The organism is Kriegella aquimaris (assembly GCF_900103215.1).
In the GTDB taxonomy this organism is placed as follows: domain Bacteria; phylum Bacteroidota; class Bacteroidia; order Flavobacteriales; family Flavobacteriaceae; genus Kriegella; species Kriegella aquimaris.
In genome coordinates this window covers 1,222,011-1,244,864 of the sequence record NZ_FNGV01000001.1, presented here as the reverse complement: position 1 = coordinate 1,244,864, position 22,854 = coordinate 1,222,011, and the positions used below count along the sequence as shown (strand labels likewise).

The following is a 22,854-nucleotide window of genomic DNA, read 5'->3' as shown; positions in this document are numbered from 1 at the left end:
GCTGCCCAATGGCTCTTGCTTCCGATGTCGATCCCCGCGGCATTGGGATTGATCACTTCCAATGAAATTTTCTTTTTGCCCATGATAAGAACTTTTAGTGGTTGATAAAAAGCCCCAGGGGATGCAACTACATATTTTGAAATTATTCCAATCGGGATTGCCACAAGGGCATCACCATTCAACTCTAACCCAAGTAAAGAAATTATATCCCCTACTTTTTGCATCCGGACCTTGATTGCGCTCGGGCTTTTTAGGCACCACTGCTAAAACCGGCCTTGACAAGGAGCCTAGTCTAAAGGTACGACCGTTAGCTCAAAAACTCAACTGGTTTTTCTGGTAGGAAGATTGGTTACAGATCCCTTGCTAAGGGTAATCTCTGTTCCCGGAAGGGATCCGTCCGCTTCGAGGAACAGGGCCGGGCCGTTGGATACGAAGGTATGTCCCTTTTTCAGTCCTTTGAACCAGGAATCTGCCGAGAACGTATCACCGGTAAATACAAAGGTTCGAACTTCGCCTAGCGTAGATCCCCAGGGGATGTCACTACCAGCCGCTGCTGTAATACGAAAGCCGAGGTTCAGGTAATCGTAGTAATCCATCCCCTATTGCTGGAAGAGATTTATGGTAAACCACATCCAAATATGAACTGACAACATAAATACAAATAGTACTATAAATCAATCAATATTTGTCCTATATAATTCTTAAAAGTTATGGGGCATATGACTTATAAAATTAGTTTGCCAAGAAATATACTCTTCCGTCCAATTATCTTTTTAATATTTTGCTTTACCAGTAGAAATGCCCAATTTCAGTTAAAGGACTAAGTTTGGCTACTTCGATCAGCGCCAACACAGCTTCTCCAATAGCCCCAGTTTTAACAATTTTGGCCTCGGATGACATTGCCGATTTTACGGTACCTATCATAGATTCATACTCTTCCAATGATCAAGCATCTTATCCTTCTTGAACTTTACCTTCAATCTATTTTAATTCTCCATGTTTATTATAACTCTTCCCAATTGGGCAATGAAATTGTGGTTTGATAGTTTGAGTAATTGTAAAGTGGATTTCGAAGTGGCTTATATACTTTATCTTGGGATGAATTATCCTCTTGGGTATAAACCCAAATAGCGTTGGGATCCCATACTACAATCTCGTCCCTACCGTCTCCTGTAATGTCCATCACCGCATTGCACATGTCGGGATGGCCATCATCAGGAAAATCCAAGACCTTCCGGCCCCAACCATCGAATACACCCCCCTCATCAACGTTCGGGTTCACAATGAAGAATTCCTCGGATTTTCCCGTCCAATTCACTGGCAATAGCATACTGCCATATTGATTGGGTTCAAAATCGTGATAAATATCCCCGCTCGCATCATAAAAATGTATAATACCTTGATTGCCCCAGAAATTCATGGAAATGGTTTCCAGTCCCGGTAAGTCATCCCTAAAATTGGCTACCGCGGGGTTCTGCCCATGCCCTATGTAGTGATGCTTTGTAATCTTCCCATCAAGGTCGGCAAAGAATAGGCCTTCATCGCTGGCTGCGCACATGACAATCGGATCTGCATCTTCTGTATATTTTACTACCGCAACGCCATCGGCATGGTCTTCCAATTTATCTTCAAGTGTCCACATGGTGCTGCCATCATCATCCAGTAGGGAGTATCCGATGAGGAGCTCGTCCTTTCCATCCTCATCTACATCATAGGCAAATGGATAGTGTCCCGTGTTAAGTTTGCTATACCAAAGAATATTCAGTTGATCATCCATGGCCCAAACCCGCTCGTATCTATCCTTAATAATAATATCACTATCATAGCCCTTACCCCTTAAATCACAGAAATAAAGACAATCACCTAAGATGTTTCCAAACATATTGTGCGTCTCCGGGCTGATAACTTCCTGATCGGTAACCATCGGTGTCGTTTTCTTATATTTAATCTTTCCAGTAGCCCCGTCCGCTACGATCAATTCCCTGTTCATGGTATATATTACCTCCGACTTTCCGTCATTATCCAAATCATGTATCTGAAAGGCAACATCACTTGTCAGGTTGACCTTCCATGGGTCCGGGGTTCCGGTTTGCCAAAGGATATCACCGTCGAAAGTCATGGCGGTCATGCAACTCAATTCAGAATTTCTATCCTGTGGGCCATGATTTACTACTTGACCTACCAAAACATCAAGTGTTCCGTCATTATTCAAATCTCCAAATCTCAGATTTCGACCGACACCGAATCCTGTGGTGTTGATTTTTTTCCAGACTTTCATTTCAGGCACGGATTCACTGATTTTTTCCAATTCAAGTGTATACGCATCCCTGGAAGTTTTTAGCTTTTGCAATTCATCATTCGATGTTTTGACTTCTATTCGGTGAAATTTTGTCGGTACATCGGCCAACAGACCGACTTTGCCCTTAGGATAGGTATCATCCTCCGCATCAATAGTTACCTCCTTAATACTGCATGATATCTTGTTGTCTTCGACTTCTACTTTCAAAGTCAACAATTCATCTTCGTCCCATCCAACAAAAGCAGAACCCAATATCACCTCATACGGCTGATGGAACCCCTTGGCATCGTCGACCATCTTTAGTATTAACGAATCACCTTTTACGCCGGTGAAGTAATAATTTCGGTCATTGCGATACCGAAATACCAATCCGGATTGGAATTCTTTCGATTGCGGTGTGAATTGCATGCTGACAGAATAATTTTCCCAATCATGATCACCTGCAACCACCATCGGATGGGTATGCTGTTTTCTGTCATTTGTCATTACCTGTATCATTTGACGGTCATCGCCCTCTTGACGAACATGCCAAGCATGTTTGAAATCAGAATCCCAGGTAAAAGTTGAGACCGCCCATTGAGACCGTGGTGCCGCTTCATGTAAATAATGATATTCGGTATGTGCACCAACATCAACGGAGTATGGGCCTCTTCGAATGGAACTAAAATCATCGGTTAAAAGCACCTTATCATAACTATCCTGTTGTTGACACCCTGATAAAATAACTATCAACAGCAGCAATTGAATTACATTTTTCATATCATAATTGGTTTTAAGGTCTATGTTTTATATTGTTTTTCCTTCTTTGTATCTCATTTATAAGTTGCTTTTCCAATCCCACACAACATCTTTATTGGCCCTGATACCTTCTTTTGGTAATGGATGTTGTTGGTCAAAAGGATAAAGGGCTTCAATTTCTTCAATGATGATCCCATCTTCGTTCACGGTTCCATCGGTATTCATGACCATTGAAAGATCAAGATTAAGGTGTTTGGCCAGAAAGGGATAAACAGCGGCTCTTTTACTTGATTCGTATCCATGTTGCTCGTTAGGAAAATGGGCGTTTTCAACCATTTCAGATTTACCGGATAATCCATAGATATACTGCTCGAACGGAAATTCGACCTCAGGAGTAGATTCAGTGGCATCTGTGCCAACTGAAACCAATAACAGCGGATTAGGAGCGAGGCACGCAGCAATCTCCGCGTTGTTATATTTGAATCCTTCATCTTCCTGTATGCCCATGCCAAGTTCGCAGACACACCCTCCAAAGTGACGGTATGAAACCATCACTACGGGAACTGAAACCGAAATACGGGGGTCTACAGCAGCTAAATGAAAGGTTTGGGTGCCACCGCCCGATGCGCCCGTACTGGCAATCCTTTTAGGGTCAACGCCCATGCTGATCAAAAAATCAACCGATCTGATACTATTCCAAATTTGTAATTTCATGGTTTGGGGACTTTCGTGAACCCAGCCAAGTTCTGCAAGTTGTCCATAACCGACCATGTCATAGGAAAAAACAACCGCTCCCATACGCGCCATCGATGCACATCGGTTTTGCACATCCGGTCTGTACCGACCATAATCTTCCCTTTTAGGCCAATGGCCGTGTGGACTCAGAATGCCGGCAGGTTTTTCTGTCGTTATCAATGGGCTATATAAGGAACCTGTAACATAAACCCCCGGCAAGCTTTCAAATGCCACATTTTGAACCTGATAGCCATCAAATTTTCTTATAGCCCCAAAAATGGGATTAAGTGGACATTTTTCAGGTAGCGGGTCTAAATCCGTAGCCTCTAAGATAAATGATCGAATTTCATTGGCCCTTGTTCGCCAGTCTTCCGGAGTCCGTATTGATTGCTTGATCTCGTTAAGGTATTTCTTGCCCTCTGCTTCTGTGAGGTGATAGGTCTGCCCGACTTTTGATTTTTCTATCAAGGTATTATTTTGGGTTACCTCTACCTTATTGCTGTCCCGACAAGAAATAATAAGGCCGGTCAACGATAGTGCCAATGCCATTATAAACGTTCTCTCAAGTATTGATTTAACAATTATCATAGTGATTGGTAAATAGTATTTTACAATAAAATTCATATAGCTGCCCCTAATATAACCAAGAAAGTGATGGTTTGGTTTTATCTTGCTATTTAGGTTGGGTTCATCATATTATTTAATTCGGTTTTGTGGCCTTTCTAAAAAGGAAGGCTTTAAAATGTATAAGGACAAAATCGAAAAATTGGGAATAAATCGCAAGGAAATTTGGTCTATTGAAAAACGGAATTGGAAATTATATCCACCAATTGCAAGAGAAAATCAACCTGTATTGAGAACCCTATAATTTTGTTGGAAATGTTTCAAGATTCAGAAATCAACCGATAGGTTTTCAAAAAAAGACATGGAACTACTCTTAGGGGTACTTCGATAAAAAAATGACGTCCTTATAAATCCCGTCCGAGCCTTCATTATTTATCTAAATTTTTAAGGTTAGTTATAATTCCGTTTGAGCTATTGGAAAGTTCAGGGTTTTCTAACTTGCTTCTATTAATCAAAACAGCGTCAAATGATTACTGAAAACAAGCATAAAGACAATAAACGAAATCACGGAGGCTTGGAAAACGATGTTCCGCAAAATCGAGGTATGGACCAAAACTATCAAGAGAAGGTACCCCATAAACAACCCAATGTCAAATTCGGGAATCCCGTTGATAGTGGTGGCGTGAAATCTACCGAATATGAACCGCAGTTGGAAGAGCAATGGCTAGCAGTACGAGATGAATATCTGGCGAACTATCCCGATTTGCAAGACGTAGACACGGAATATGAAAAAGGAAGTTTTAATATTTTGATGGATCGCTTGGCAAAAAGAAAACAACGCAGCACAAAAGAGATACAGAACGAAATTATGAATTGGCCCTCAACTAAGTTGGGGTAAAAAAGTTTATAAGCCTAGGCTTATAATTTGATATGTTTATCACTGAACTAAAAAACAAATGTAAAGGGAGATTAGAAGACAAAGGATGGAAGATGGTTTTTAAAATAGAAGCTTGCCATGATTGGAATTGGGATCGAAATCGTAAATTAGTTTCGATTCAATAAATATGTGAGTGGAATTACACTGGATTACTAATGGGTACAACTGCAATTTATGTCATTCTTCTTGCTGGCGTCGTAGCAACTACAGTTATGACCATATTCAGTCACGTGGTTTCCAAAATCCGAAATCGTGAATTTAATGAAGCACAGCTCCTCAATAAGTTCATCGATAATACAAAGTGTCTTCCAGAAGTAAACAACGAAAATGCTGTTTGGGGCTGGTTTATACACTATGTTATCGGAATCATCGTCGCGATTTGGATGTATTGCGTTTTCTTACTCTCTGCTTGGCCAATGACTATTTGGCTTGGTGGAATTCTGGGATTTATAGCTGGAGTGGTGGGTGCTGTTGGTTGGTTGGGACTTTTTGTTTTTCATGCCAATGCCCCCGAGACCGATGTAAAGGAGTTTATAATACAATTGCTGATGGCACATTGCATCTTTGGAGCTAGTGCTGCACTAGTTTTTGGAGTATTTATTTGATTCTATCTGCAAGAAATAGATTTTTACAACTCAGTTTTAGGTGGTAAAGGACGAATTTATTAGGAGCGACAAAACGGTACGATTAAATTAATTTTATTTTAATACAAATTCTTCTTTAGCCACTTCATTTCCTCGGTTAGTGGTTACGGTATCTATAGCCTTATAAATCAATTTACACAAATGCTGGAAGTTTGAAGGTTTTCTTAGATAACCGTTAGCTCCAAAGTTATAGGCATTTTCCACGTCTTTCTGGGAAGAGGAAGTAGAATAAATGGTTATAAAAACATCATTGATATTCAGGGTCTTACGAAGTTGTTTTAAAACTTCCATTCCTGAAATTATAGGCATATTCAAATCTAGAAAAACAAGTGTAGCAATCGAGTGATCTATTTCCTTAATATAATCTAACAATTCTTGCCCATTTTTGAACTGAACAAAGTCACTCTTTAAGTTAAGGCTTTGAAAAGCCTCGGCGAAGAGATCTCTGTCATCTTCGTCGTCATCGACCAAAATAATTCTACTAATAAGGTTGCTCTTTTTGGTCATTCATTCTCGGTGTTGTGTTGCTATTCAAAGTACGTACAAAAATTGATATGACTATCAAGCATTGCAAAAAAAAAAATCAGTACCTCGGAAAAATCTTGCGCTTTAGGAACAGAATAGATTTTTAAGCTTTGTTAAATGGGAAGGTATATAGTAAAGGTAGCACCTTCCCCTTCCATTCCCGAAGCCTGAATCGCTCCATCATGATTTACGATAATTTTCTTCACTATTGTCAGTCCCATCCCAGTGCCTTCATATTCACTTTTACCGTGCAAACGCTTAAATACTTCGAAAATGTGTTCGCCCATTTCATTCGCAAAGCCGATTCCGTTATCCTTGACGGTAACTTTACAATAGGTTCTACTTGTGTTCAAACCTAAATTTATCAATTCTTTACGATTAACCGATTTCGAACTGATTTCAATTAAGGGCTTTCTGTTTTTTTTTGAAAACTTCAGGGCATTGCCCAGTAGATTACTAAAAACTTGGTGCATTTGAAAAGGAACGGCTTTGACCGTCGGTAAGCTTGAACTGCTAATTTTCGCCCCTGTATTTTCGATTTTTATAGATAGATTTTCTATAACCTCATTCAAAACCTCATTGAGGTTGGTCGGCTTGAATTCTGTTTTGCTTTCCTCCATTCGTGAGAAAGCTAAAAGGTCATCTATCAGCGTACGCATTCGGCTTGCCGAGACCGTAATTTTGTCGAAATATTTTTTGCCTGTCTCTGTAAGGCTCTTTTGCTCCTGTTCTAAAATCCGAGAAGTGTATATCTGTATTTTTCGTAATGGTTCTTGTAGGTCATGACTTGAAACGTATGCGAATGACTCCAATTCGTCATTGGCGTTTTCCAGTTTTTTAATGGAGTTTTGCAATTTCTTATTGGCGTGGTTCAATAATGCGGTACGTTCTTTGACTTGCTCTTTAAGTTCTTTGGAGAAGTTGACCAACTTCTCTTTGGCTAAAAACTGATCAGTAACGTCGGTAACCGTAATCATAACACCGGAAATGGATCCGTCTATCTCTTTTAAGGGCAAGTACACATAATCTATATAGAACTCAAATTTTTTGCCATCTTTAAAATGCATGCCTTTAGACTCTTGGTTCCGTATGGCTTGACCGGTTCGTATAACCTCTTTCAACTCGCTGATGTACTGCTGGTCTTTAAGTTCAGGAAATACGTCAATAAGATTTTTGCCGATAACGTCATCCCAAGTTTTTCCCCAAAAATGATTTAACATTCGATTATTTGCCATTTCAATTTTTAAATCCGTTCCTCTGAAGATTGCCTTTGCTATCGGCGATTGCATTACCAGATTTTTAAATTGATATTCGTTTTCTGTCAGAACATTTCTGGCAGTGACATAATCGGTCACTTCGTTGGCCACCAACATGATTTCTAAATGGTCATCACTTTCTTCATTTACAGGATGAAGGATAAAATCAAAATAGGCAATTTCCATTTTGCCTTTTCTTTTGATGGGCAACTTAAATTCGGTGCCTCGAACTGATTTACGTTTGCGTCGTACTTCTTCGAATAATGGACTAGCTTCCACCTCTATTTCGGGTAATACCTGAAAAAGTGCTTTTCCAATTAATTCACTTGAGGTTTTATCGAGAATATCTAAGAGAGAGATGTTCGCCATTTCTACCAAACATTCTGGCCCTTTAAAAATGGCGATACCCGCAGGCGCGTTTTGGATGATATTCTTAAACCGATCTTTCTCGTTTTTGATACGCCGGTTTGCAATCTTTATTTCTTCAGCAGATTTCTCCTGTTCGGTAACGTCATGTAATGTTCCATTAAAACGGTAAGCTTCTCCATTTTTATTAAACCATGACTTGCCAAGGGCCCGTACAATTTTCACCTCATGGTTTTTTTGATTCTTTATTGAATATGTAATGTCATACTTACCTTGGTTGAAGCCACCTAAAGCTTTTTTGATGGCATCAGCAACCCGAGATCGGTCTTTTGGAAGAATTACATTCATGGCTGCAGGCAATTCTATACTATCGTCGTTAGCGATGCCGAACCAGTTTTTAAGTCTTTCATTGCCACTAAATTCATTTGTTTGCGGGTTATAATCCCAAGTGCCAAGTTCGGCCGAGTCAATGGCAAATTTTAAAAGATCCTCACTTTCTTCCAATTTCTGTAGATTGAGTACTGCTTCCGTAGTTTCGGTGCAGGTGGTCAAAACGCCTCCGATACTTTCATCATCGCTGATTAGGGGGCTGTAACTGAACGTCCAGTAAATGTTTTCGATTTGTCCGTTGCGATAGAAAGGGATGAGCTGGTTTTCGCTCCAAGTTGCCTCGCCCGTCTGCCAGACCTGTTGGAGGAGTGGGTGTATCGTATCCCAAATTTCAGACCATGCTTCTTTTCCCTTTTCGCCTAAAATCGAAGGATGCTTACCATCTTTCCCCAAACTTGGGCGGTAAGCATCGTTATAAAAACAGCGAAAATCCGCTCCCCAAAAAATGAAATTCGGAAACTTGGTATTCAGCATAGTACTGATTGCAAATTTTAGGGCAAGTGGCCAGTTTACAGGATCACCTAAAACATGTGACTCCCAATCTTTATCCCGCATTATTTGGCCCATTTCGCCGCCGCCTTGCAGAAACTTTGGGATAGTTTTTTTATTATCTACTCCCATTCGTTTTCTTTTAGTACAAAATTAGTATCCTCTTCTTGCGCAACTTTATTTTCAAGTAATGCAATAATACACCTTTCCAAAATCGATTTTAGTAGCGAAAAGGAAGAGGGCTTTTGAATATATAGGTTAGCGCCTAAACCCATTAGTCTATTTGCCATTTGTTGGATATAATAGGTCGAATAAATGACAACCGGTATTCCATTAAATTGAGCATTTTTTCGAATTTTCTTTAAGCAATCCTCACCTCCGATAATGGGCATATGTAAATCAAGAAAAATTATTTGAGGGAGACCATTATTTTCGTCTTCGAGCTGCGCCATTAACTCAAGACCGTTGTTAAAAGATACTACTTCAGTTTTAATTGATATTTCTCTTAAAGCATCTTTAAACAAATCGCGATCATCTTCATCATCGTCAATCAAGAAAATATAATATGGTTTATTGCTCATGATGTAGGTTTATGTATGATTTAATTACTCAATCGATGCAACTAAATTTAGGTTAAAATATAAGTTACCTCTCAACTGCCAAGATGATTTTTTTAATTATAACACTCGAACTCAATAAATTAAATATTTAGTTCAAAAAATAAGCTGGATAGTATCTATTTCTGTCAAAGTTGATTAAATCTTTAAGGTATTTTTTCTTTTCGAATCAATTTTTCTTTGATTTAAGCCCCCTGCACCATTGTGAATTGAATATATTGAAACTTTTTTAACCGTGTCCAAAAACAACAACATAAAAATAGGGGATGAGTCCAATGCCATTGGCCATAATACGTGTATGGGTCAGGGGTATTTAGTAAAAACCGTTTCAAAAATTATACCTAAAATTAACTTTCAATGAAGCAGTTTCTTGAGGCATTGGTAAAAAGAATAAGAGCATTTCTGGCTCTGACATTAACGAAATATAGTCAATACGTTCCCTATGCTATTACTGTTGCGATTGCATTAACTATTGTTGTTGGGGGTATCAACCTTTTTGTAGAGCTGACAGATACTTTAAGAACGGAAACCTTGGCCATTTACGACACAAAGATTACAGATTTTGTAATATCTTATCGTAGGCCTATCTTGACACAATATTTTCTATTTGTCACCTACGTCGGTGATTTTTATGGATACCTCATTGTAGTGGGTGTTATTACAATAATTTCCACTTTAGTTTTCAAAAACTGGAAATATGTCGCGCAGGTTGTACTTGTTTTGTTTTTGGCCACTGTTTCCAATATGATTTTGAAAAGGTTTATAGATAGGGCAAGACCTGGTATTGAACATATGGTTTCGGTCGAGACTCTAAGTTATCCAAGTGGTCATGCGATGAGTGCAATGGCTTTTTATGGGTTTATAATCTTCTTATTTTGTAAATTCAAGATGAACAGGTATTTGAAATTCTTAGTAATTCTTGTATTAGCTTTACTAATTTTAAGTATAGGAATAAGTCGAATTTATCTCGGAGTGCACTTTCCATCAGATATTGCAGGAGGTTTTATTGCAGGTTTTATCTGGGTTGTTTTCTGTATTCTTGTATTTGATCTGGTAGAGATTTTCAGAAGAGATCCCAAGATTTAATCCATTATTGGTCGTATGATGGATTCATTTAGGTCAAGATTACAAATTGCGCAGCCGAACCTTGGTTGTCATCTTTTTCTAAGTGTCTAATACTTTTATAAAGCAAGGTTTTTAGTTGATTGAACGAGGTAGGCTTCTGTAGATAGCGATTGGCGCCATCTTCCTTTAGTTGATTCACTTCGCGTTCATGGTATGAAGAGGAATAAACGTTCACCTTGACTTGGGAAAATTGATTAAAGCTACGAATGTCACTTAAGCATTCGAATCCGTCCATCAGGGGCATGCGCAAATCTAAAAATATCACATCAGGTAATGGCTTGTTCGAAAATAGATCATCCATTAGATCAATGCCATTATCAAATTCGGTGACGGTAGTCTCTAATGGTATTTCTGATAAGGCTTCGATAAAGAGTTCCCGGTCATCTCCATCATCATCGGCCAGATAAATTTTAATAGCGCTCATGGTAATTTGGTTTGAAGAATTTTATGCAATTTATGAACTATATCTTAATGGTTAAAGGGGTAATCAGGTCGGTTAATTTTTAAATCTCCCTCTTCACCTAAATCCTGTTCCTTTCCAGTGATAGCTCCTATTCCCATTTTTATAAGACTTACGATTTTGCCGTTTTTTGTGTCCCAATAGTGAATATCTTCAGGAATGACCTTGATGGCCGTGAGGTTGGGGTCATCGATTCCATCGAACCACGTATCGTCCATTTTTCCATAATAGCGCTTTAAAACTTTTTTATCGGTAGTAATGAAAGCTGTGCCGTAAACGGTCATAAATTCCATAGCACTAGGTTTCGAATAAACTAGTTGAATGTTTTTATCAGAATTCAGATGAGAATTGTGTTCGCTATTCTTGTTGCTCAAAAACCAAATACAGCCCGCATCATCCACCGCTTTGGTACTCATCGGAACGAAGTGTGACGGTTTGGCACCGAGATTCGTTTCCATCATGGTAAAATCAATACCTTCTGCCAGTTCCCTGAGTTTTTTCTTTGCCTCTTTACTGAATAAATGTTTCTCGCTCATAATTTAATTTAAAATAATGCCATGAAATTAATTGAAAATTTTCCCATAAGTTGCGCCGATTCCACAGGATATTAACTCAATAAAATTTCAGTAGGTCATTGCATCTCTTTCATTGGCCAAATTCTTTCAAGTACATACGCAACATGAAACCACTAATCTTATTTTCCGAAAAATCAATGCTGATGAAAATGCAGAACACAACCTACGGAAGACATTCAAAACAGCCGAGCAAACCATCAGGTAACTCAACATCCTTAGAGCCTTTCAACTTCTCGGTCAATGGTTTTCTTTCAGCAAGCAAATCTTTGAATTCTGAAGCATATTCCTTGAGGTTGCTTCTTCGTTCTTTGATTTTTTCAATTATTTCTTCCCCGTTTAATTGAAATATTTGTTCGGGCCATATTTTAAATGCATCGGAAATAGCTTGATCTGTTAAAGTGTTTTGAATATATTCCGCTTGTTCCAGAAAAACTTTTCTATCTGTTTTATGTAAGAAATAGACATCGAAATCCATGATTAAACCTGGTAGATAATCAATATCTTTTTCGAAATTTTGAAGGTCTGGAAGTATGTTCTTATTAGATATGATTGTGGGGATGATTCCTTCAATTTTGAAAAAAGCATTGTCGCGGTCACATGGTAATGGAATGGCCTTCAAACTATCACCCTTTGTTTGAATTACCCAGCCCCACTGTTTGGCGTGCCTATCCCAATCGCCTATTAAGATATCAAATAAGCGAGCTCTCACCAGTAGCTTCTCGTCAATAGCTAAATTTTTAGGATTTTCAACTTTTAGTTCTTGCAATTTCTCGGTGTCAACAATTTCCGTTGCATCACTGATACCCGTCCAATCTGCCTTGCCCTTGGTCTCATACTCCAAAAGAAAAAGGCGGTTACCGAATTTTTGATTGTATTTTTCTAAATCGGGTTGACGGGGTAGAAATAGCAGGTGAGGTTTTGTACTCAAAACACCTATATTCTCTGCCAGTTCAGCAACCACTAGTGCGGCATAAGGGTGTTGGGCAGATATGCCGTCAACAATTATATTTTCAAGTCCAAGTGTCCTTACAAAATCAGGTATCAAGGGTTCAGGATTTTTACTTACGCTTCTAAGACTATAAACGGTTCCTTCGGCAGCTTTTACTTCAAGGGAATGTGTTTGTTGGCCACCGCCTTCTTCTACTACCTTGAGGCCTCCTTTAAGCGTGTCAATGAAAGCAATGGGAACCTTTATGGGCGTTGACCAAACTTCTCGATACTGTTCTCCCTGCACAATCTTTTTTACCGTGTTACCTGTATAGAGCATATTTGCAGCTACAAGTACAGAATCGTATTTTCTAAAATCGATATTTCCTACATCTTTTAAATCAAGAATCTCGCAAGTGGCGAATGTCTCTTTATTGTCTGCGACCGATATATAGATCACAGCGGTTAGTGCCAAGAGAAGGGCTGTGATTAGCAGTATTATTCGTTTAAGTGTCATTGGTAATATGGTTTAGTTGTAGTTAACTATTGCCTATTTATCATACTGGCTTAAAGCAAAAATTACCAAATTCTGTGATGCAAGTTTGCTGCAATGAGAAGAATGTTAGCTCAATGAGTTTATTGAATTTGCGCATTGTGATTGAAATATTCAAGAATTAAATTTCCTTACAAGTGTGGGCAATTTCTAACCAACCAAATTTTAATGTTTATTTTTCCGATCAATACTTTGACTTTTTAGGTCAAGCACCCAAGCTAAAATAACCTAACTTCACCAAAGGCCAAGAGTCGCCGGCTCTTCGTAAAATCGAAAAATATTAAATTATGCAAATCATTTTTGAATACCACGATGTCGCTCAAAGTGACCGTTTAGAACAGTTAGCTAAAGAGAAACTAGAGAATTTAGAGAGTAAATTTGACATGATTATTCGAGCAGATGTCTTCTTTAAAGAAGAGAATACAACCTCTGATGAAACTGGAAAAATTTGTAATATTCGCATGAGTCTCCCCGGACCAAGGTTATTTGCCGAGGCCAGTCACGATGATTTTGCAAAATCGATAGCTGAATCCGTTAGCGAATTAAACAAGCAATTGCGAAAGCGCAAAGAGAAAATGAAAGATTATTGAATTACTCAATTCAATTGTAATTTTGTTTCCAAATCGTTTGAAAGCTTTGTTACCGTTGTTTAATAGTGTCATGAATATTTGTGCTTACTTTTAATAGGCATCATATAAGACGTGGGCAAATCGGATTTTAATTTTGCCCATTATTTGCCTACTTTTAAGCAAACTAACCTAATTTCTATGCACGCACTGACCTATGAATCACGAGCTTTAAGAGGTTTGCCCACTGAGGAAATACATAATATATTACAGACTGCTACGAAATTTAATTCTGAAAACGATATATCAGGTTGTTTGATATACCACAATCAACAATTTATTCAGGTCTTGGAAGGAGAGAAAGAAGGCGTTCAAGAATTGTTCGCTCGTATTAGGCTAGACAGCCGCCACAAGAATATTCGCTTAATATCAGAGGATACAATTGAGGAACGCACATTTCCGCGGTGGGGTATGGCTTTCTGCCCACTGGATGATAAGGAAGCTAGTCATAGTGAAGTGCTGCAATTTCGGAATAATATGAAATTACTTTACGACTTTTCAGAGCCAACGAGCGTAACCGTGCGTATTTTTTGGAAGAAAGTAAAGTTTCTTATCTCTCAACCCCCTAATTAATCTTTTATGCGCTTAGCGCTACTGAAAATTAATGGAATAACTGTGACTTATACAATAAATCGATTTCGCCAAAGTCCGGAATTCAGGTTTGGCGGCCTAAAATTACTGAAGTGACAAAACCAGCAAAAAATCTTTTTCTTCCGAGTAAAAGGTCTTAATGCATTGTAATAGAACGCATCTGTAATTTTGAGTTGGAAGATTTACGTAAAATTATTTGTTTACTATAAATGCATGGATGACTCCGGGTAACCAAGCCAATAGTGTTAGCAGAATACTGATCAATAATGTGGTGCCTACGCCATGTTTCAGAAAAACTGCTAGCGGAGGTAATAGAATATTGAGGATGATAGTTAATAACGACATTTGATGATGTTTTATGATTCGAAGCAAAAGTGTAGTTTTTCGACCGATTTTTTTAACCCGATTCCATTTATAATGGACTTTAAACGACTGCCTTCCTTTAGGAATCGCGTTTAAGGCGAAATACTTATCTTCTTGAGTTTCCCGCTACATTTTTAATTTGACGAGTATTTTCAGATTGATATATCTACTGAATAGTTAGCAGAGGCAAAATAATTGCAAAGTTCCTCCATCCGCTTAGTCACCTCTTTCATTACGAACTTTTGTTAAAGCAAACCTTTGGTGCATTCATCCCAAGAGAATAGCGTGCAAATTGAAGCTCCTTTCCATGCTATGACAAAATAAACAGTAATACAGGTCTGTTCCCTTCCGATTTTATATATAAGTTGATTTTGAAAATTCAATCTTTGATTTCTTGCAGCATTATAGCAATTTTCGAATTAGGTTTTTGAACTAAATGGAATATTTGAAATTTAGAATACTCAGAAAATATTGGACTTACCTTACGTGCGCATATCAAAGAAGTGAAATCGATAGCATCAATGACAGATTTTATTAGAGCAAACTACTTTGTACAGATGGACTATGTTTGTGTTCACACCTAGAAGGCATTACAAATGATTGGGCTTGGCTAGCTTTACAGCAAATTAAAGATTGCCTAAAACAGCTAACGATTATTGATTAATTTCTAAAACCGCAGAATCACTTTAATAAATAACACTGTTACAAATGGAAGAATGGTTTAAATTTTCTTGGGAAGCTTTGGGTGCGATCTGCATTTCGGCCTTGGGCATATACATATCTGTTATTTTAATGACTCGTATTTGTGGAAAACGAAGTTTTTCAAAAATGTCAAGTTTTGATTTTGCCATGACCGTAGCCATAGGTTCTATAATCGCGACAACGATACTGTCTAAAACGGTCAGTCTATGGGATGGCATTATAGGGGTTGTAGTAGTCTATTTACTTCAGTTGGGTGCCGCATTCATACGACGTAATGATGCGGTAAAAAAGGTTATGGATAATAAGCCACTATTACTTATGGATGGCCCAATTATATTGGAAGACAATTTACGAAAGGGAAGGGTGGCGGAATCTGATTTGAGAGCAAAATTAAGGGAGGCAAACATAACGGAACTCTCTGAAGTAAAAGCGGTAGTCTTTGAAACTACTGGAGACATTTCCGTTCTACATAAATCCCATAATCGACCTGTTGAGGATTTCCTTATGGAAGATGTGGCCCGAAATTAAAGGCTGACGCTCATTTTATTTTACCTTTAAAAAGGAGCATATCTTATCCACATTGTCATGATACGGCAATCACAGCGCATACATCATAAACTTTGAAACAGACTTGTGGGGTGTTTATGTTACAAGACGAATGGAGGGTTGATGTTTGCAGTTCATAAAACTACTTTTTGGATCAACCTAGGTAAAACTACAGTGGTATCTTTAAATTGATGCTAAACGGTAGGCAATTTGTTACCGATAAAATCTTAAGAAAATGAACAACGATATTAAAGAAATTGAAGATAGATTGAATGATATCATTCAAAAAAATGAAGATGCAATTAAAGGGTACGAAAAAGCAGCTGAACATGCACAAGGCATAAACCTGCAAAACTATTTTCGAAAAAAGGCTATCGAGCGTAGTAACTTTTTAATTGAATTAAAAGCTGCAGCACCGGCTCTGAAGAGTAGGGAAGGTGTAGAAGGAAGTGCTGCCGGATCCATGCATAGGGTCTGGATGGATGTGAAAGCCTTCTTTTCTGATGATAATGATGAATCTATGTTGGAAGAGGCTATAAGGGGTGATAAAGCAGCTATACAGGAGTACAATGAAGTGCTGGCCGATACACACTTACCTTTAGAAGCCGCCACGGCAATAAGAAATCAGAGGGACTGGATTTATCAGGATTTACAAAAGATTAAGACACTGGAAGATTTGATATGATTCAAATTATTATATTTATTGGATCGGAAGCAATCATAGTCGACCAATGGGCAAAACCGAACACCAACGAATCACGAAATTTCTTTCTCAGGTTTCTTTTTTTTCGGAAGTATCCGATGCATCCCTTAGGCATCTTTGCCAGGATTTAAATGCGGAAACATTTTATAAAGGAGATTCCATCTTCGAAAAGGATGAGGCAGGTAACGCCATGTACATAATTCTTGAGGGAAGAGTGAAAATTCATGAACATCGGCATGTTTATGGGTTTTTGGGCAAAGGGGAATGTTTTGGTGAATATGCCTTAATCGATAATCAGCCAAGATCCGCGTCGGTAACAGCAGAAGAAGAAACTTCGGTCTTAAAAATTGAACGCCCACATTTTATCGATTTGATGTCCAATGATAATGCTTTTGCGAAAGGCATTCTATCAGTTCTGATCAAACGTCACCGAGAGGTTGATGACATTCAAAGAAGTTTGGCAGCTTCAAAAAAACAAATCGAGTTGGCGAATGCCAAAATGAGCGGTCTTATCAATGGTGCGATGGATGCCATTATTATGTTTGATTCAAAGTATAGAATTATTTTGACGAATCCATCCGCAAATAGATTATTGGAAAACGATGATGTGATACAACGCAATGTTTTATTTTTCTTTGATGAAGTAAGTGCCGCTTTAATCGAGTCGTTGGTAAAATCGAGTTTGAACGATCATTCAAATACACTCAATAAGTTCTTGCCCAATAGTGTCAAGGTAATTGGCAGTAATGAAAAGGAAACCCTTAACGAGGGAACCATAAGTAAGTACGGAAGTGACCAAGAAACCTTCTATACGCTCATTCTCAGAGATATTGAAGCACGTTTGCTAGCCGAAGATCAGATAAATTTTTTAACCAATCAAACCCGATACCTACAAGAAGAAATTAAAGAACTTACCCGTAATTACGGGATTTTGGCAGAAGATGAAGGCATGATCAATGTGCTAAATCTTATTGAACAGGTGGCCCATACCGACGCTACCGTTTTAATCAATGGTGAAACGGGAACGGGAAAAGAACTCGTAGCCAGGGCCATTCATCAGGCAAGTCCAAGAAATGATAAACCTTTGATACGGATTAATTGTGGTGCGATTCCGACCAATTTAATAGAAAGTGAACTCTTCGGACATGAGAAAGGTGCCTTTACCGGAGCAACGGCTAGTAGGAAAGGACGTTTTCTTTTGGCTGAAAAGGGCACGATCTTTTTAGATGAGATTGCCGAACTTCCTTTGGATTTACAGCCTAAATTACTTCGGGTAATTCAAGAAGGAGAGTTTGACCCCGTAGGCAGTTCTGAAACTATAAAGGTTGATGTTAGAATCATTGCGGCTACCCACAGAGATCTTTTGGATTATGCAGGGAAAGGAAAGTTTCGTGAGGATCTATACTATCGCCTAAACGTATTTCCGATTGAGATACCGGCTTTAAGGGACAGGGGAACAGATGTCTGCCTTATCGCACAAGAAATGATTCAACAATTTGCTGCCAAACTCAACAAGACCGTAGTTGAGCTGTCGGAATCGGACAAGAACCTCCTATTGTCCTATCATTGGCCGGGTAATGTGCGAGAACTTCAAAATTTGGTGGAACGTGCGATAATTGTGTCACAAAATGGAAATATTGATTGGCAGGCCATTATACCCTCTTCAACAGAGAATATTCCATTGAATGCGCGAAGCACTTCAGAAAATATCTTGACTTCAGACCAGTTGACTAAATTGGAAAAAGAAAATATTCTTCGCGCTTTAAAAAAGACCCATTGGAAAATATCGGGAAAAAATGGAGCCGCAGCTTTATTGAAACTACGACCTACCACGCTTACCTCAAAAATGAAAGCACTTGATATAGTGCGTTCCATCTGATTTTACGAAATCTCGTAAAAAAACTAACGATATTCCGTTAATTAACGGAATATCGTTAGTTTTCTATTACACACTAAGCCTTGTAAGTAATTGTTAATCAGATGTTTAACTGTTTTGGCACGGCAAATGCATTAAACCTAGCAGCAATAATGCTAATAATTTAAATCTTATTAAAAATGATTACAACAGCAAACATTAAAAACGGAGTAAACGTAGACCAATTAGTAGAAACTATTGGAGCAGTTCAAGAAAATCCTGAATTGGCAAAATTCGAATTCAGATCAAAAAACAACTGGATCGAAGGGGGACATTGTGTTTCAAGTATCAAGAGCTTTTATGGAGTTGGAGCCGAGGACACTTCTCGACAGGAAATTTTCACAATGGAGTGTGACCATCCTAACGTTTTGTTAGGAAAGGATCAAGCCGCTACGCCACCAGAGGTTGTACTTCACGCTTTAGGCTCTTGCCTAACAGGGGCTATGGTCTATCATGCCGCGGCCAACGGAATCGAAATAGAAGGTGCCGAATCTTCTTTAAAAGGCGGAGTTGACTTGCACGGTTTTCTTGGATTGGATGCCGAGGTACGAAAAGGTTTCGACGGTATTAAAGTAAGAATCAAAGTGAAATCCGATGCTTCTGTCGAGCAATTGGAGAATTTGGCGAAATTCTCTCCGGTATTCGATATGATTACCAATCCTACACCAGTTTCAATTGAAATTGTAAAGTAGTACCAATAAAAGGCCGCTCCTTCAAAATTGAATCGGGGCGGTCTTTTATTTTTTTCATTCAAGTACTTTCTCATCAACACAACATGGATACCAAAAAATTCATCGTCACAAATGCCAATAGGGCAACAGCTCAGATAGCCTATAAAACCAACGAATTCTGCGCCATATATCCTATTACACCATCTTCGGAAATGTCTGAACTAGTGGCGGACTGGAGTACAGAACAAAAACAAAATATTTATGGTGGCGTGCCAACGGTTTTTGAAATGCAGAGCGAGGCCGGTGTTGCCGGAGCTCTACATGGTGCTTTACAAACGGGTTCATTGGCAACGACGTTTACAGCCTCCCAGGGGCTTTTATTGATGATGCCCAATATGTACAAAATAGCTGGTGAATTGACTCCCAACGTCATTCATGTGGCCACAAGATCTGTCGCAACACATGCCCTATCGATTTTCGGAGACCATAGCGATATTATGGCGGTCAGAAATACGGGCTATGCCTTTTTAGGGGCGGCATCAGTACAAGAGGCAATGGATTTCGCTTTGATTTCTCAAGCAGCTTCTTTAGAATCTAGAATTCCCTTTGTTCATTTTTTCGATGGATTCAGAACATCACATGAAACATCTAAAATTGAAGTGGTTTCCGATTATGTGATTAATTCTATGATGAACACCCGTGTAATTCAAGCCCATCGCAATAGGGCTTTGAATCCGAATAGCCCGGTAATACGAGGGACGGCACAAGGGGCCGATGTTTTTTTTCAAAGTCGGGAAGCCGTTAATTTCTATTACAACGCTTGTCCTTATATTGTACAGCAACAGATGGATAAGTTTGCCGACTTAACCGGAAGACAATACCGGCTTTTTGATTATGTGGGCCATCCCGAAGCGGAGCAAGTAATCATATCAATGGCATCAAGTACCGAAACCATTGAAGAAACTATTCAGCATTTAAATTATGAAGGAGCAAAGATCGGACTCATTAAAGTACGATTGTTTAGACCCTTTAGTACAGATCATCTTTTAAAAATATTGCCACAATCTTGCAAAGCGATTGCTGTTCTAGACAGAACAAAAGAGCCTGGGGCTACTGGCGAACCTTTATATCTTGATATCGTACAATCGCTAATGTCGGTAAGGGATACCTACGCTACATTTCCAAAAATCGTTGGTGGCCGCTATGGGCTTTCTTCAAAGGAATTTACTCCAAATATGGTCAAGGCCATCATCGAGAACCTCGAACAGGAGCATCCCAAGAATAATTTTTCAATAGGGATTACCGATGATATCACCAATCTCAGCTTATCCTATTCGGATGATCTTCACATTCAAAATCAGAATTATCAGGTCCTTTTTTACGAAACCAAATCCAAAAGTTCTGTTTCAAGTTTTCAAAACGCTTTACATCTTCTGGGTGTAGGAGACCAATACGTGCAAGGTTATACGGAAATCGATTATAAAAAATCGGGTTCCAGAAGTATTTCCAATCTGAGAATAAGTTCACATCCCATAAAAGCACCTTATTTGATTGAAAATGCAGATTTTATTGGTTGTGATTCCGTAGAATTTCTTGAAAGGGACAATGTACTGGACCGTATCAAACCTAACGGAACGCTATTAGTTCATACAACATTGAATAACAATGATTTTCGACAATCCCTTTCGACCAAGGTTCAACAGCGGATTTATAGTAATAAGATTTTCCTTTATACCGTAAACTTGAATTCCATTTCGATGAACTATGTAGTGGAAGAGGTTATGGTCAATGGTTTGCAAAGCTGTTTCTTAGCTTTAAACAAAGATTTTAGTGTTGATGAAACCCTTGATTTTCTCAAGGAATCTATTTTCAAAGTAGAAATTTTCGAAAGTAATATTTCAAACGGTAGCAAATCTGATGATGATTTTACCAATTCGTTTTTAGGAAAATTGCTAGCTGGAAAGGGCAATGAGCTTCCTGTAAGTGCATTCCCCGTCGATGGTACCTATGCAACCGACACCTCAAAATTCAACAGGGATAGAACAGCAGACACTTTACCCAAATGGGATTTAGATGCCTGTACACAATGTGGTGCTTGTAGCATGGCTTGTCCGCAAGGAGCCATTCGTATCAAGGTTTATGACGATTCTTATTTGAGCAAGGTACCTTCAAATCTAAAAGCAACGAAAGCTATAGAGCCAGAATGGGAAATCGATTTGTTGAACTATACCCTTCAAATAAACCCTAATCAATGTAAAAGTTGTAACATCTGTATCGATGCATGTTCGGTAAAGGCTTTGAAAATGGTCGATGCGGCATCACAGTGGCAAATTGAAAAAAATAACTGGGATTATTTTGAAACTATTCCTGAAATGGATAGATCTAAAATTGATGTTGCCAAAGTTAGTCAGCAACAATTGCAAGAGCCTTTGTTTAAATATTCAGTTGGTGTTGATGGTTGTGGCGAAGCTCCCTATCTAAAATTGATGTCTCAACTATTCGGTGATAGAATGCTAGTGGCAAATGCAACGGGAGCCAGTTCGATTTTCGGGGGTGCTCTACCAACGACGCCGTGGTCTAGAAATAAACAGGGTAGGGGACCAGCTTGGGCAAATTCCCTTTTTGAGGATAATGCCGAGTTTGGTTTGGGGTTTCGATTGTCACTTGACCAACAGGAGCAACAGGCGAAAGGCCTTATTAAAAAGCTGGATGATCAGATTGATCCTGATTTGGTTTATGAAATAATGAATGCGGAGCAGCAAACAGAACCACAAATTACCGAACAACAAAAAAGAATAGAAAGATTAAAGGTCCACCTAGCCACCATCGCTTCGCCTGATGCGCAAAGATTAATTATGGTCGCTGACAGTTTGGTGAAGCGGAGCGTATGGATTGTTGGAGGCGATGGTTGGGCCTACGATATTGGATATGGGGGATTGGACCACGTTCTGGCTTCAGGAAAAAATGTCAATATCTTGGTTTTGGACAATGAAGTATATTCCAATACCGGAGCTCAAATGTCGAAAGCAACTCCTTTGGGGGCAATTGCAAAATTTGCAGCAAAAGGAAAGCAAAGCCAAAAGAAAGATTTAGGTCTACTGGCCATGTGTTACGATGATGTGTACGTTGCTGCGGTCGCTATGGGCGCAGATCAAGAACAAACCTTAAAAACCTTTTTGGAGGCAGAAAGTTATGACGGTCCATCCCTTATTATTGCCTATTGTCATAGTCCTGCCCATGGCATTGATATGAAGCAACCGAAACAGTATCATAAAGCTGCGGTGGCCTCCGGGCAGTGGTTGTTGTACCGAAACGACCCAAGAAGAACAAATAATGGAGAAAATACGTTACAACTAGATTGCCCTGAACCTACAATTGCAATCGAAGAATATTTACAATTGGAAAGACGTTTTGAGAAAGTCTTTAAGACCGAAACGCAACATTTTGACGAAATAAACCAACTGCAAAAACAAGTAAACAAGCGATATCAGAAATATTTGGCGATGACATTACCGGCAAACATTCTTGTCTGAAGGT

General features: G+C 38.8%; 21 protein-coding genes. 10 read left to right on the top strand and 11 right to left on the bottom strand.

Going from position 1 to position 22,854, the window contains the following annotated elements; genetic code table 11:
• The 4 genes from BLS33_RS05200 to BLS33_RS05185 all read right to left on the bottom strand — a co-directional run.
• On the bottom strand, positions 1-224 hold a 224-nt coding region (locus BLS33_RS05200), incomplete at its 3' end, for a hypothetical protein (protein ID WP_449405321.1).
• A 562-nt stretch (positions 225-786) separates the two neighbouring features.
• Complete coding sequence (locus BLS33_RS24795; RefSeq protein WP_176801331.1) at positions 787-924, bottom strand: hypothetical protein; 138 nt, start codon at positions 922-924, stop codon at positions 787-789.
• A 79-nt stretch (positions 925-1,003) separates the two neighbouring features.
• Positions 1,004-3,058 carry a hypothetical protein gene (locus BLS33_RS05190; RefSeq protein ID WP_089886100.1) on the bottom strand — a complete coding sequence of 685 codons (2,055 nt, stop codon included), beginning with the start codon at positions 3,056-3,058 and terminating at the stop codon, positions 1,004-1,006.
• Between the two features lie 57 nt (positions 3,059-3,115).
• Entirely contained in the window at positions 3,116-4,360 is a 1,245-nt protein-coding gene (locus BLS33_RS05185) for an alpha/beta hydrolase family protein (protein WP_089886098.1), read from the bottom strand.
• A 502-nt stretch (positions 4,361-4,862) separates the two neighbouring features.
• Between BLS33_RS05185 and BLS33_RS05180 the strand changes: the two genes are divergently transcribed.
• Together BLS33_RS05180 and BLS33_RS05175 are read left to right on the top strand one after the other, a co-directional pair.
• Positions 4,863-5,234, top strand: coding sequence for a hypothetical protein (locus BLS33_RS05180; protein ID WP_089886096.1), 372 nt, complete (start codon positions 4,863-4,865; stop codon positions 5,232-5,234).
• 194 nt (positions 5,235-5,428) lie between these two features.
• A complete protein-coding gene (locus BLS33_RS05175) occupies positions 5,429-5,878 on the top strand; it encodes a DUF6789 family protein (protein WP_089886094.1) in 450 nt (149 codons plus the stop codon).
• Between the two features lie 93 nt (positions 5,879-5,971).
• Here BLS33_RS05175 and BLS33_RS05170 read toward each other — a convergent pair whose 3' ends face one another.
• The 3 genes from BLS33_RS05170 to BLS33_RS05160 form a co-directional block, all read right to left on the bottom strand.
• Positions 5,972-6,424 carry a response regulator gene (locus BLS33_RS05170; protein WP_089886091.1) on the bottom strand — a complete coding sequence of 151 codons (453 nt, stop codon included), beginning with the start codon at positions 6,422-6,424 and terminating at the stop codon, positions 5,972-5,974.
• Positions 6,425-6,555: 131 nt separating this feature from the next.
• A complete protein-coding gene (locus tag BLS33_RS05165) occupies positions 6,556-9,075 on the bottom strand; it encodes a PAS domain-containing sensor histidine kinase (protein WP_089886089.1) in 2,520 nt (839 codons plus the stop codon).
• Complete coding sequence (locus tag BLS33_RS05160; protein WP_089886086.1) at positions 9,066-9,524, bottom strand: response regulator; 459 nt, start codon at positions 9,522-9,524, stop codon at positions 9,066-9,068. The genes BLS33_RS05165 and BLS33_RS05160 overlap by 10 nt, the downstream gene beginning before the upstream one ends.
• 393 nt (positions 9,525-9,917) lie before the next feature.
• On the opposite strand from BLS33_RS05160, the gene BLS33_RS05155 reads away from it, so the two are divergent.
• Entirely contained in the window at positions 9,918-10,646 is a 729-nt protein-coding gene (locus BLS33_RS05155; RefSeq protein ID WP_089886084.1) for a phosphatase PAP2 family protein, read from the top strand.
• 28 nt (positions 10,647-10,674) lie between these two features.
• Here BLS33_RS05155 and BLS33_RS05150 read toward each other — a convergent pair whose 3' ends face one another.
• From BLS33_RS05150 to BLS33_RS05140, 3 genes are all read right to left on the bottom strand, one after another.
• The gene (locus BLS33_RS05150) at positions 10,675-11,109 is read right to left on the bottom strand and encodes a response regulator (protein WP_089886082.1); all 435 of its coding nucleotides are present in this window, start codon (positions 11,107-11,109) and stop codon (positions 10,675-10,677) included.
• 44 nt (positions 11,110-11,153) lie between these two features.
• Positions 11,154-11,681, bottom strand: coding sequence for a pyridoxamine 5'-phosphate oxidase family protein (locus BLS33_RS05145; protein WP_089886080.1), 528 nt, complete (start codon positions 11,679-11,681; stop codon positions 11,154-11,156).
• 202 nt (positions 11,682-11,883) lie between these two features.
• A complete protein-coding gene (locus BLS33_RS05140; protein ID WP_089886079.1) occupies positions 11,884-13,164 on the bottom strand; it encodes a HipA domain-containing protein in 1,281 nt (426 codons plus the stop codon).
• A gap of 323 nt (positions 13,165-13,487) precedes the next feature.
• On the opposite strand from BLS33_RS05140, the gene hpf reads away from it, so the two are divergent.
• Positions 13,488-13,790: a ribosome hibernation-promoting factor, HPF/YfiA family gene (gene hpf / locus BLS33_RS05135; protein WP_089886077.1), complete on the top strand. Its 303-nt coding sequence runs from the start codon at positions 13,488-13,490 to the stop codon at positions 13,788-13,790.
• 177 nt (positions 13,791-13,967) lie between these two features.
• Positions 13,968-14,399: a BLUF domain-containing protein gene (locus BLS33_RS05130; RefSeq protein WP_089886075.1), complete on the top strand. Its 432-nt coding sequence runs from the start codon at positions 13,968-13,970 to the stop codon at positions 14,397-14,399.
• Positions 14,400-14,609: 210 nt separating this feature from the next.
• Here the strand turns inward: BLS33_RS05130 and BLS33_RS05125 are convergent, their stop codons facing one another.
• The gene (locus tag BLS33_RS05125; RefSeq protein WP_089886073.1) at positions 14,610-14,762 is read right to left on the bottom strand and encodes a YqaE/Pmp3 family membrane protein; all 153 of its coding nucleotides are present in this window, start codon (positions 14,760-14,762) and stop codon (positions 14,610-14,612) included.
• Between the two features lie 726 nt (positions 14,763-15,488).
• On the opposite strand from BLS33_RS05125, the gene BLS33_RS05120 reads away from it, so the two are divergent.
• From BLS33_RS05120 to BLS33_RS05100, 5 genes are all read left to right on the top strand, one after another.
• Entirely contained in the window at positions 15,489-16,010 is a 522-nt protein-coding gene (locus BLS33_RS05120) for a DUF421 domain-containing protein (RefSeq protein ID WP_089886071.1), read from the top strand.
• Between the two features lie 253 nt (positions 16,011-16,263).
• On the top strand, positions 16,264-16,713 hold the full coding sequence (locus BLS33_RS05115; RefSeq protein ID WP_089886069.1) for a ferritin-like domain-containing protein: 450 nt from the start codon (positions 16,264-16,266) through the stop codon (positions 16,711-16,713).
• 46 nt (positions 16,714-16,759) lie between these two features.
• Entirely contained in the window at positions 16,760-18,610 is a 1,851-nt protein-coding gene (locus BLS33_RS05110) for a sigma 54-interacting transcriptional regulator (protein ID WP_089886067.1), read from the top strand.
• Positions 18,611-18,786: 176 nt separating this feature from the next.
• Complete coding sequence (locus BLS33_RS05105; RefSeq protein ID WP_089886064.1) at positions 18,787-19,338, top strand: OsmC family protein; 552 nt, start codon at positions 18,787-18,789, stop codon at positions 19,336-19,338.
• A gap of 83 nt (positions 19,339-19,421) precedes the next feature.
• Positions 19,422-22,850: a 2-oxoacid:acceptor oxidoreductase family protein gene (locus BLS33_RS05100; RefSeq protein ID WP_089886062.1), complete on the top strand. Its 3,429-nt coding sequence runs from the start codon at positions 19,422-19,424 to the stop codon at positions 22,848-22,850.
• The last annotated feature ends 4 nt before the right edge of the window (positions 22,851-22,854 follow it).